10 protein-coding genes are annotated in these 12,177 nt (G+C 42.7%); 2 read left to right on the top strand and 8 right to left on the bottom strand.

What is annotated here, in order from left to right; genetic code table 11:
* Nucleotides 1–117: 117 nt before the first annotated feature.
* From DWZ47_RS17070 to mobV, 6 genes are all read right to left on the bottom strand, one after another.
* Nucleotides 118–2,418, bottom strand: a complete 2,301-nt coding sequence (locus DWZ47_RS17070; RefSeq protein WP_117513919.1) for a DUF5703 domain-containing protein — start codon at nucleotides 2,416–2,418, stop codon at nucleotides 118–120.
* Nucleotides 2,419–2,451: 33 nt separating this feature from the next.
* Nucleotides 2,452–3,885, bottom strand: a complete 1,434-nt coding sequence (locus DWZ47_RS17065; RefSeq protein ID WP_117513917.1) for a sialate O-acetylesterase — start codon at nucleotides 3,883–3,885, stop codon at nucleotides 2,452–2,454.
* A gap of 311 nt (nucleotides 3,886–4,196) precedes the next feature.
* The gene (locus tag DWZ47_RS17060) at nucleotides 4,197–6,815 is read right to left on the bottom strand and encodes a UvrD-helicase domain-containing protein (protein ID WP_117513916.1); all 2,619 of its coding nucleotides are present in this window, start codon (nucleotides 6,813–6,815) and stop codon (nucleotides 4,197–4,199) included.
* Between the two features lie 15 nt (nucleotides 6,816–6,830).
* Nucleotides 6,831–7,490, bottom strand: coding sequence for a hypothetical protein (locus DWZ47_RS17055; RefSeq protein WP_117513914.1), 660 nt, complete (start codon nucleotides 7,488–7,490; stop codon nucleotides 6,831–6,833).
* A gap of 31 nt (nucleotides 7,491–7,521) precedes the next feature.
* A complete protein-coding gene (locus tag DWZ47_RS17050; protein ID WP_013611433.1) occupies nucleotides 7,522–8,019 on the bottom strand; it encodes a hypothetical protein in 498 nt (165 codons plus the stop codon).
* A 312-nt stretch (nucleotides 8,020–8,331) separates the two neighbouring features.
* Nucleotides 8,332–9,636, bottom strand: coding sequence for a MobV family relaxase (gene mobV, locus DWZ47_RS17045; protein ID WP_004307704.1), 1,305 nt, complete (start codon nucleotides 9,634–9,636; stop codon nucleotides 8,332–8,334).
* A gap of 33 nt (nucleotides 9,637–9,669) precedes the next feature.
* Between mobV and DWZ47_RS30355 the strand changes: the two genes are divergently transcribed.
* Both DWZ47_RS30355 and DWZ47_RS30350 read left to right on the top strand, forming a co-directional pair.
* Nucleotides 9,670–9,897 carry a hypothetical protein gene (locus DWZ47_RS30355; RefSeq protein ID WP_147330786.1) on the top strand — a complete coding sequence of 76 codons (228 nt, stop codon included), beginning with the start codon at nucleotides 9,670–9,672 and terminating at the stop codon, nucleotides 9,895–9,897.
* Nucleotides 9,898–9,922: 25 nt separating this feature from the next.
* Nucleotides 9,923–10,234 carry a hypothetical protein gene (locus tag DWZ47_RS30350; protein ID WP_128857356.1) on the top strand — a complete coding sequence of 104 codons (312 nt, stop codon included), beginning with the start codon at nucleotides 9,923–9,925 and terminating at the stop codon, nucleotides 10,232–10,234.
* A 252-nt stretch (nucleotides 10,235–10,486) separates the two neighbouring features.
* On the opposite strand, the gene DWZ47_RS17035 is transcribed toward DWZ47_RS30350, so the two are convergent.
* Together DWZ47_RS17035 and DWZ47_RS17030 are read right to left on the bottom strand one after the other, a co-directional pair.
* Complete coding sequence (locus DWZ47_RS17035) at nucleotides 10,487–10,861, bottom strand: hypothetical protein (protein ID WP_004307705.1); 375 nt, start codon at nucleotides 10,859–10,861, stop codon at nucleotides 10,487–10,489.
* A 24-nt stretch (nucleotides 10,862–10,885) separates the two neighbouring features.
* Nucleotides 10,886–12,118, bottom strand: coding sequence for a site-specific integrase (locus DWZ47_RS17030; RefSeq protein ID WP_004307706.1), 1,233 nt, complete (start codon nucleotides 12,116–12,118; stop codon nucleotides 10,886–10,888).
* Nucleotides 12,119–12,177 lie beyond the last annotated feature (59 nt).

Genomic DNA, 12,177 nt, shown 5'->3' with positions numbered 1-12,177 from the left:
AGGGCGGAACCGTATACAATTATGCCCTTTCAGGGCGCAAATTCAGATTGTCGTTTTTACGTAGGGCGTTGCCCTACGCTATATAATTAAGCCCTTTCAGGGCACCCCGCAAAATTATCATTTTTCCTTTTCAATCATTATAACAATATCCTTTTTTCTACTTTCCGGTAAAACTTTCAAGTCCGTCACTTTTCCGTTTTTGAGAGTGGCTTCTACTGTTGTTTCGCCCGGAGCATGAAGTTTGAAATGTACGTTCCATTCTTTCGGCCATGCCGGGAAAAGGAGTATTTGTTCTCCATTGGTTTGCAATAGCATTTCCTGAAGTCCTATCATGCCGCTACCTCCCCAGTTGTGATCGGGTGTCCAATCATATCCCGGTCCCCAAAATGCGGGGAAACGATGCGGTCCATTCGATAATTTGGCTAAAGATAGTTTCTTTGCTTCTTCGGTCAGGCCTAAACAGGCAGCCCATATATTATCTTGTTTCCATCCGGTATGCGAACGGAACTTGATGGCATCCGGGTCATAAAAGTAGGTATTACGGGCTATATCCAGATCCTCCTTTCCTACTCCATAAATACGCCATGGAAACACTGGATAAAGTTGTGGCGTTTCAACATTATTAATTCGTTCCCAACTTACGGCGGGCGAAATTGTTTGCTTCAAGACCGGAGCAATAGTCGGATTCAACGTATCTTTTATTTCTATGTACCGCAATGGAATCGGAGGGATTGTCTTTAGCATCTCTTTTTTCTTTCCGTATGTTTCTAATACCACTTTCAAGGCGGCGATGGTGCTGCTTGCGTTATTGGTCATTTTATATGTTTCACAAGCAGAACCCGGGAAAAGAATCAGATGTCCGTTGCCATCCAACGCTTTCCGTCCTCGGCGGGAAGCTAGTTGCCGGTAATGTTCGTCGAAGAATGTCAGCGAACTTTCGATCAGAGGTAAATAAGGGGTAATATCAGCATTTGCATAGTTCTTTGTTTCCAATATCATTTGGCAGAATTCAAGAACCGTATCCCATTCATATTCCAGCCAGGCATTATATTCCAATCCTTTGTCGAACCAGTCCGGTCGTTTGAAACCATATTCTGCGGGGTTCGGCAAACCGAAATTTTCGATCTGCTCGCTAAAGCAGGCTCCATTATGTTGCCAGTATACACGGCTCCGGAGTTCTGCATTCTTCAACATGCGGTTATAAAAATCAAACTGGGAAGGCATCATATCAAAGTCTCCGCTTTTCAGCATCGGCCAGTATACTAAACGTTGATTCTGTGCAGTCATTGTGCCACCTCCCCATTTCCGGTAGTCGGGAGTAAAAGATTGTTTTTCATCGACATGGCAAGGATCAAAGGTAAATAGTCCGCCATTGAATTTAGTCGGTACGCTGCCATAAGCATTACATCCCAGCATATAGCGGAAAAGGGTGTAGTTTCTAGTTATTTCTTTTGCTTCCCCTTCTGCTTCGATAAAACTGCGTTGCCAAAAGGAATTCCACCACGAACGTGTCTGTTTTTTATCCTGTATGATAGTTTTCGATGAAACTTTGCCTTTGGGGACTATTCTTTGTAAAGCAGTTTGTAGTCCCTGCTCCCATTCTTCTATTGTTTCTGTCTGGTCTGTATGTAACACAATACAGATATGTTCTTTCCGGGCTGCTTTGGAAGAACGAAACTTCCAGGCACGATAGTCTGTGCCGGCATATACATCATCCGCAGTGCCTGCAAATTCTAAGTTTTCACCCAAAAGAGTTCCTCCGAAAGTCAGGTTTTTCAAAGGATTCATCATTTGAGATTTGACTTCGTTCATTCCTTGTTGAGCTACAACTACATCAAAAACGGTCTGTTCGGGATTGCGATGATAGAACAGAAGTTGATTTGTATTTACGGAAACACAGTCGGCCTCCGTCACAGTACCTTTCGGGGGAGCCCATTTGTAGGAACACTGTTGCCCCTCTCCTTTTCTGACAGGTCGTTCCTGATAGCGCCAATTTTCATAAAAGACTTCAGTCTGCAACGGTTGTGCATTTGTTACCTCTACATGTATAATCGAATGAAAAACATCTACCCAAAATTGTATCTGTGTGTTTCCTGCCGCGATTTCTACATATCCGTCTTTCAGCTTCAACTCCTGACGAAAATCTTTAGCGTCTTTGAAAGGATTGGGCGACAGGCGGAGACGTACACGCCCTTGTTTTAACTGGCAGTTGTTTTCGTCGAATGTACCGCTACGGCTCATATAGAACATTACATCACCGTCTTCTACCCATATATTCATCCCAATATCTCCACCGCCACAGGGCATAGATTCAGAAGAATTACGACTGGGAGTATTCCAAATGACATTGGCATGCTGACTCCAAAGAGCCGACACGCCAACAAACAGTATGGTTATAATCAGATAAAATCTCTTCATATATTTTTCATATTTTACCTTGTCTATTTGCGATTACCAATCATCTGAACGAAAAGACCCTAAAGGCAATCCGTCGCAATATACATCTCCTTCCACATAGTTTTCAAAACAATATCGAACAGCTACCGGGTGCGGCACTTTATCGCTTTTCACCAGCATCTTACTACGTTCTATCCATGCTTTGGCCGGGTAAAAAACTTTATCTTCGCCGGCTACCTGAAAGTTTTTCGATTCGAAACAGTTCTTGCCGCTGATCCACATATTGGCACGTTCGAAGCTGACAACTACGGTGTCGTTCTTTATTTCAATGCTTTTATAATAAGGACTTTCGCCATTCACGCCTTCCACTCCATACGTTTTAGTTAAAGCCAGAAGTGCCAGGCGTTCACCTGCAACCTGTTTCTTTGCGGGATGAATACCTTTTTCCATTCCTGCATCCAGTAATACAGCCATACCGCTGTTAGCTACACGATGTTCTACTTTTGCCTGTGCCTCCCGGAGATATGCCGAATTTATCACTTCCTTTCCTTTTTCGGTAATAATCCCGTAATCATACGGAGCTATCTGGCAATAATAGAAAGGAAAATCTCCCTGTTTCCATTCGGCACGCCAACCATTAATCAATCGGGTAAACATATCAGCATACGTATGGGCACGATTCCAGTTATCTTCACCCTGATACCAAATCACTCCTTTCATGGTCATACCGATTAATGGATGCAACATACCATTATAAAGCACGGTCGGAGTACGGTTTTTAGATTTTATGTCGGTTTCCGTTTGAGGTATCTTCGCTTCCGGAAAGGCTTTCAGCCAGTCTGCCGTCATCCATGCTTCACAGGCGGAACCACCCCAGGCTGCTACAACTAATCCGACCGGAACATCTAATATTTCATTTACCAGTCTCCCGAAATAATAGGCTGTTGCACTGAAATCACGGACACTAACCGGATTGGCTTCTTTCCAGGAACCGATAACGTCATTCTGCGGAGTGAATGTAGAAGTACGTTTCACCGTAAACAGACGGATTTGCGGATTCTTGCTGTGAAGAATGTCCATATTGGCATTTTCTACCGGTTGGTTTTTGAAGCCTTTCATCGGCATTTCCATATTACTTTGTCCGGAACAAAGCCAAAGTTCGCCTATCAGAATATTATTCAGTGTCTTTTTGGTTCCATCATCAAAGGTCACAGTATAAGGACCTCCCGCTTCGGGAGTAGCTACTGTCAGTTTCCATGCCCCATTTTTATCTGCTGTTGCTGCATATTGTTTTCCATTCCAACTAGTGGTCACTGTTACTTTTTTATGAGGAGTCGCCGTCCCCCAAAGGTTTGCATTGGTCTGTTGCTGCATCACCATGCCATCAGAAAAAATAGCCGGTAGCTTTACTTCTGCGTGTGTTGACAGGCAGGCAGCAAGCAGAAAACCTGCCAACATTGTACCTGTTTTAATAATTGAACTTTTCATACTTTAGCTATATTATAATGAATTGGGCACGGATTATATGGATTGCGCTGTTACTTTATGTAATACGATTCTCATAAACCGTGTAATCCGCGTAATCCGTGTCTTAAAAATCTATTTTAGATTTTCAACGGTTTGGCACAACCATTTGAGAAATAAACATTTAACGGAGCATTTGAGAAATAATAGTAACGAATTGGCAACCGTGCGATTTTCAGCGTTTTGCGGTGCTATGCTGTCAAATAACTCGTTTCTGATGCAAAGGTAAGGAAATATCCAATACATGCAATATTGAAGAATAAATAAAATACCGACTATTGGGTAAGTTTGTTTAATCTCATTACGATTGAAGTTTGGCTTCTGCCAATTTTGGCTGCTATATATTTCACACTTTTACCCTCATCATGCAATTTCAATAAAAATTGGTCTGCTCCTCTTGTCCATCTTTTATTGGCATTAGGGTGCTTTACGTAGTTTTCTTCTGAAACCCTTTCGGGATGTAAGAACTCATCTACAAATACAGAAGGGAAACGCTTGTCATATAGCACAAGGGTTTTCATCTTTGCCCTTGTTATTGCCACATAAAACAATCTACGCTCTTCTCCATATGGAAATTGGTCACTTTTAGTGAGTACATATTTAAGCACAGGGTCATCACTCACAAGAGAAGGGAAGCCATACGTATCTTTATTACATTGCAAAAGTATTACATAATCGGCTTCAAGACCTTTTGATTTATGTACGGTCAAAAACTCGATTTTTCGTTCTCCTATTACGTAAAAGAACCTATTACCCTCTTTAATGGATTGATACATAAAAGAAAGGTAATAATCATCAAATGAATAACGCCCCAACAAAAATATAGATTTATCTGATGGAATAGATGCCACAAGTTGTCCTATCGTATTGCAATAATCTCGCCTATCGTAAGAATAGAACTCCAACTCTGTTTTCATTTCAGAACTGAACGAGTGTATATCTTTTTGTATTTGGGCTTTATTGCGCTGTATGAAGTGAGAGGACAACGAAACCAAAGGTTCTCCAAATCTGTACGTAGTTTCAATTTTGTTTATCTCCGTTGCTCCAAAGTATTCGGGGAATTGATTAAAAAGAGCCATATCACTTCCCGAAAAACGATATATGGATTGCCAATCATCACCCACGCAATACAACTTTGCAGGTGGATTTCCGTCTCGTAATACTTTCAAGAAATTGTAGCGGTCAACTGATATATCTTGAAACTCGTCCACAATGATATAGTCATACTCGACAAGGTGCGAAGTACGACATATTTCCGTGGCTTGAAGAATCGCATCGGTAAAATCAATTTGATTACTATCGCTTAATGCACTTATATAGCGCTCATATACAGGTTGAAATATATTCTTGATAATAAAAACACTTCGCTCATCATCTGCATTCTTTGCTTGTTTCAGAACTTCTTTAACTGATTTACAACTTGATTTTACTAATGTCACGAAAGTAACAGCAAGTCGTATAAATGCCTTTTCTTGCTTACTACCTTTTGGTAAAACCAAATCATATAATTCTTCATCTGTTTTCTCTTGAATTGGTACACCTGCGTCATCTAATAATTTTCGGAGTTTCCCCCTTATATCAGAGTAATGGAAATCTGCACTTGATGTTACTAAAAGTTGAGTGCCAAATTTCTCATGAGCTGCTTTCTTCCAAGTTATACCATCATTATATTTTTGATTGGCTTCTTCGTATGTTATATTTTTGTCTTTTGCAAACCAAGCGGGCACAAGACTATGTTCATCAACTCCAAAATGTTCCAAATAGATGCGTTTGATTACTCCTGCTTGCTCAAAATATATTGAGAAATCGGGGCGATATTGAGAATGCATTTCATCTGCTAATTGATGTTCGTATGGCTCTTCATATCTGAATTTTACTCCAAGTGATGATAAGACAAAGCATATCTTTTGCTCCTGTTCACTTCTCACATATATAGCCCGACCATCCATATCGGGAAACATCGCTTTTAGCTGCACGTTTTTTTGTTCCGACAACTTTTCTCGCCTTTCATTCTTGCGCTGTTCCCAATCCGCTTCATTAGATTGGTAATCAATGAAATATTCTACTACGCTATTCTTAAAAGCCTTATTCTCTAATAGAGTGTGATAAATATCTATAAACAAAGAATCTGTATTATCGCAAATAGATGGCTTTGTACCTGTCGCTTTTCCGATAATATCAATGGCTAATTTGTGAAATGTATAACCTTTCAAGCCATCAGTAGCCATTCTTTCCGTAAGTTCGGCTGCTGCTTTGTTCGTGTAACTAATGAGTAAGATTCTATGAGGTACAATGCCTTTTATTTCTGTTAGATACTTGACTTTTCCAACAATAGAAGAGGTCTTTCCACTACCTGCGCTACTAACAACCAAGCAATTATCTTCTTCTGAAACGATTGAGCGTCTTTGCTGCTTATCCAATGGATATTTCAAACAATGGTCGAAAAATTCTTTATGTGTATTAAGTAAAGAATTTATAACCGCATCATTATGTTGCTCGACAATCTTATTGATATTTCCAAAGTCACGAATTAGGTTTGAGATTGCTACAGATGGAGTGATATTGAAGGCTTCAAGTCTCTTGACTAATGAATGCGCCTCTTGAAAATATGGTATATAATGATTTGTGAAATCCTTTTCTTGCGTTGCAGAGATTATCTTACATGAAAAAACATTATTAAGGTCGGTCGGAATATCAATAAATGTTTCGTTATTTAATGCCGACAATCTCTCTTTTGCTTGCTCATAATTGGATTTATTACTATAAGAAGATATGTGGTTTAACTTTTCTGAAAGTTCCTTGGACTTGTTTTTTAGGCGTATTCGTATTGTGACTATTGCAATAACAGAAATAGCAACAAGAGAAACCACAACTATAAGTAAAACCAACTGCATATCAGAGGATGATAACTATTTAAATTTTTCAATCCACCTATAATCATCCCCCTTGGTACTCCATTGGAATTTCCATATGTCACCTGTTCTATCATTTATGAGATAGTATTGATACATGCTTGTCAATGGTTGAATAGAGAATATACAATTTTCGTTATCAGATACTAATTCGTACTTGTTTATAGGTATGCAAAATAGATTATCTAAATCTTGTGTACTATATTGGACTTGCCATAGTCGTCCATTATACGAATCTAACAGTATGAAAGTCCACATGTTTTGGGTGGCAAACATCTGAAACCTATTAGTCCAATTTGAAGTTGTTTCTGGATATGCAAGAGAGAGGATATTGATTGGGGCAGCAAACATATAATCTTCACCTTTTACACTAAATTGAACTTGCCAATTTTTACCTGTATATGTATCAAGCATTATGAAAGTCCACATATTTTGTGTTTCATAAAGACGAAACCTACTTTCCTTATCCCCTGATATTTCTCTTGCACTGCAAACAATCCAAGACTGACCATCATCCTGAATTTGCTGTACTTCACCTGTCATCGTATTTAAACGAAGCTGGTTATGATAGTTTCGCGTATTATACATTTTATAAACTTGAGCATATGATGCCAACGTAATAACCATCAATGCAAACAATGCTATAAACTTCTTCATAATCTATTGTATTATTGGTTATTAATTGATTTTATTTTTCAGGGAATAAACTTGACAATGCTCGTCTGATAGCTTGGCGAATATCATCAGCTTCTGTTTCTCCTTGTCCCTCTGCTGTGCAAGAACATATCATTTCATTGGTTTTTGCAGAACTAAATTGTATGGTTACTTCTATTGTATAGCCTAAACCTCTGTTACGCCTACCACTCTCGCCATAATTGACGATTAAGGTTTCATTCGCTAATTCGGATTTGAGTTCAGGCAATATAATATACCCCTGTTTTATCAATATTCCTGCTATCACATCACTCGGATTAACACTTTTGGTTGTCGAAGAGCCATAGATACCATATTGACCTCCATATGTACCTCCTGTGCTTGATGTCAATTCCTTTGTCGGAGAAATGTATGCGTATTTATACATTTCAATAGGAGCATTCCTTACTATTACAGGTGTTCGAAGTGGTGCACACCCATTTGCTAATAGAATGGTGCAAATAACTAATAGCCAATTTTTAATTGCGTTCATACACTACACATTTATCCTCCAGCTTCCACAAAGGATGGGTTAAATCACGAAGCGTGGAACTGTATGCCACACTCTTACTTGAAGGTCGTAGGAAACCTTGGATACGGATGTAACAATAGCAGCCCACGCTATAGCGTGAGAACCACTATGCTATCCTTGTATCCAATTTGAAAATTTCCTACGTTTTCAAGTACAAGATAAGCATAACGCTTCTTCTTTTTTCTTATGTCTTGGAAAGAGTTGCCTCAATCACGGTACAAAAGTACAAAAAAATCCGTGATGTAACTTCAACTATCACGGATTTGTTATGATTTACAGCTTAATACTCCTATTTTGTTTCTTTGTAGGCATTCCCAACGCTTCCATAAACTCGTCTTTCTTGCGTCTGAACCAACTGACGTGCGAAATACCGTCTATGTTGAGTTCAAATTTTCCCTCCGTGTTCTGTTTGAGAGAACAAACTGCATTGTCTGTTTTGAAATGCCGGTTAAACTCACGGGAATATAGTTCACCTTTAATGGAAACATCCTTGAACGTGCATAGTTTTCTAATGACGATATCGCCAAAGTGCAGAGTGTCACGCAGGAACTTTATTGTCGGCATCAACTTCTCCACGTATGGGAAATAGCATTTGACAAAGTTCACGAACTCGGACAGCTTACTATTCTGTTGGTCGTATGTGCTTTTCATTTCCTGCATCTGTTTGGCTTGTTGTCGTTCCCGTTGTCGGGCTTCTTCTTCAAGTTCAATGATGCGGTTTTGTAGAGCTGTGTTCTCCCTCTCCAGTGTCTTGACCTTGTTACTCCCGAAAAGAGAGCCGACACTCTCGGCGATGTTGGCGGCTGCGGTCGTCGCCGCCCCTTTCAACCGCTCGGTCTGTATCTCCTTTTTCGCCCGTGCAAGTTCCTCTCGTGCCGTATCTTTCCGCTCCTGCAAATCCATCACCTCCGCTTTCAGTTCCTCTGTCTGACGCTTTATGTCACGGTAGTACTGCTGCGTGGAAACGTGCCTCGCTTCCGAACCGTCAATTCCCCTTTGCAGCCCGTATTTTACCATCGCTGCGGCATAGCTGTCCTGATAGGATTTCAGTTTCAGACGGCTCATGATGTCATCTGCACACAGCCTCACGCTGTCGGCAGGTTTCTTGCGGTAGCGTTTCTTCGCCTGCTCCTCCCGTTTCCTGCGCTTGCGCTCCCCCTTGACTATCGGGACGAGCGTGACGTGCATGTGTGGCGTTTTCTCGTCCATGTGCAGGTGAGCCGCCACGATGTTCTCTTTTCCGAACGTGTCGGCGAAGTATTTCAAGTTGTCAGCGCACCACTCGTCCAGCCGTCCCTCCCGTTGGATGCGCTCCATGTCCTCGGGCGTTGCCGACACGTTGATGCGGATTGCCCTGACTTGGTTGCTGCCGACTTTGCGTGTCAGCCCGGCTTCTTCCAGCCTCCTTTGGATAGCCGCCGAACGGTCTTTCACACCGTCGGGATACTCGATGAGTTTCCGATTGAGGTGTGTGCGTGTGGGGTCGGCGTTCCTCGGTATGATTGAACGCTCGATGTGGGCGGTCGTTCCGCTGTCGGAACCGTGCGCCTTTTCCATGTGTAAGACTACAAATCCCATATAAAATTCCTTTCTTTTTTAGCTTATGAAACAATGATTCTTCGTATCTTCGGGGACGGCAAAAAGCCGTTCCCGATGGGGTGTGCAGAGGGGCTTTCCCCTTGCCTTATTGGGGAATTTTCAGCGTTGCCTGCAATGCGGCTCGGAAAATTCCCTAATAAGCTACGGTATTTCCTGTCTGTAAATACCCGTGCGCCGTCCGTCCCTGCCTGCTTTGCTTTGCCCGCCTTGTTTACCAACTTTGCATACATGACAATGTGAACAGAGTGTCGGTAGTCCGTCAGCATTGCAGCCGTCACAAACTCCCCTTGTTGTTTTTTCCTTTCGTCGTCGGTTGCCGGGGCGGTCGTTTCCGTTTACGGAGGCTCTTTTGCGTGGGGCTGTCGGATGCAAGGTTCATGGGAAGAATACTACCCGAAGCATGAGGGTGGAGATTGTTCCCATGACGGCGCAGCCGCCTGACCTTGAAGCCGACGTAAAGCCCCATGCTACCTTTGCCTCTGAAAACGGAAATGGCTGCTCCAGTTGCAGCAAATGGGAACTCTCCCTATCCCATTTCCCAGCCGGGTTGATGACGGATGAAAATCCGATAATTTGATGAAACGGCATATAAACATCTGTATATTAGCGGTATGTATGCTCATCAACTTCTCATCAGAATACTCGCCAAAAGAGAAACGACACGGTAAGGCATACTTTCCGTTCATCGACAAATATCCGTTGATGAGAATTTGATGAACACATATATATCTTATAATCATATATTTACTATATGTATTCATCATTTCATCAGAATAACGGTGTATCTTCCGACGGAAACAGTCGCACATGTTTCGTGTATGGGTACGTACTAACAGCAATACGCACCCCCGAATGATGGCAGGAACAGACATATTTTCTCTTTTTGCCGGTACATCCTCTTTAACAAGGCATTGCGCAGCCTCTCCGCACCGCATGAGACGATACGGAATGCGAGTGCGACAAGCATTTCAAAACTGTAAACGTCCAGCCCGTAACCGTTCTCCAAACGCAGACAACGCTTCGTGTCGTACTCTTTCAGAACTCCGCTTTTGTAAACAGCTCTGATTCCTGCACGGACTGTCGGGGCAATTACCCCGAACAGCCCGACAAGTTCCGGCTCGGACATCCACACATTGGCTGTATCGGTCGGCATGATGATATTGCCGTGTTCGTCCATCGTGATGGTATTTCTTTTTTCTTTCATCGGTATTCGCTTTTAAGGTCGTTATTAAATGGCACGGCAGATGTTCTTCTCCATATCCTCCAACTTGTGCGACAAGGCTTCCATGTCCCGGCTTATCTTTTGGGCGGTGATTTTGGCGTATATCTGCGTGGTCTTGATGTTCGTGTGCCCCAACAGTCGGCTCACGGTTTCAATGGGTACACCGTTGGATAAAAGCACGGTCGTGGCGTTCGTATGCCTCGCAACATGATAGGTCAAGCGCACCTTGAAACCGCACTGCCTGCCTATCTCTTTTAGTATCTTGTTGCAGGTGGTATTGCTCGGCATGGGGAAAACATGACCGTCCCGTGTCATTCCCTTGTATTTCTCTATTATCCTTTGCGGAACGTCCAACAGACGGATGTTCGATTCCGTGTTCGTCTTCTTCCGCCGGGTAATAATCCATAGATTACCGTCGAAGAAGGTTTGCAGGCAGTCGGCGGTGAGGTTCCTCACATCGGAGTACGCCAGCCCCGTGAACACCGAAAAGACGAACAAGTCCCTTACGAGTTCATGCTGCCCGTTCTTCATCGGTGTATCTATAAGCGTCTGTATCTCCGCTTGGGTAAGGTAGCCCCTATCCACGCTTTCGGGAGAGTTGATATACCCGGCAAAGGGGTTGAACGGCAACCGCCCGTCATTCCTCGCTATCGAGATGATATGTTTCAGCACAATCATGTAGCCCCACACGGTATTGGTACGGCATTTCTTCTCCGTGCGTAGGAAATACTCGAAATCGTTGATGAAAGAGAGGTTCAATTCCTTGAGAGGAATATCCTCACGCTTGTAGGTATGAGGCAGGAACTCCCGAATGTGCTTGCAGACGGTCGCATAACGTTGGTATGTTCCCTGCGCCCTGCTGTGCCCCACTTTCTTGGCGAACTCGGCGTTGTGCTGCTCAAACAGCTTCAACAAGGTCTCCTGCTTGACACCGATACCGAGATAGGTGTCTTTGAGCTTGGCGGCGGTTACATACCCGTCCGTCTGCATAAGCTCCTGATAGCGGCGGTTCACGTCCACACGGATTTTATCGACGGTACGGTTGATTCGCTGCGCCTCGACGCTCTTGCCCGAGGCACGGCTGTTTTTCACGTCCCACAAGCGTGGGGGAACGTCCAGCTTGCAGCTGAACTGTTTAATCTCGCCGTCTACTGTAAGACGGCACATCAGGGGCAGGTTGCCGTTGGGCTTTGCGCTGCCTTTCTTCACGTAGAATAAGACTTTGAATGTACTTCGCATAACTCACACTTTTTTTGGTTACAAAATTAAGTTACAGTGAGTTACCAACAGATATGCAA

This window comes from Bacteroides sp. AF32-8BH, assembly GCF_003435205.1.
GTDB lineage: Bacteria > Bacteroidota > Bacteroidia > Bacteroidales > Bacteroidaceae > Bacteroides > Bacteroides ovatus.
This window is presented reverse-complemented; position numbering and strand designations above follow the sequence as displayed.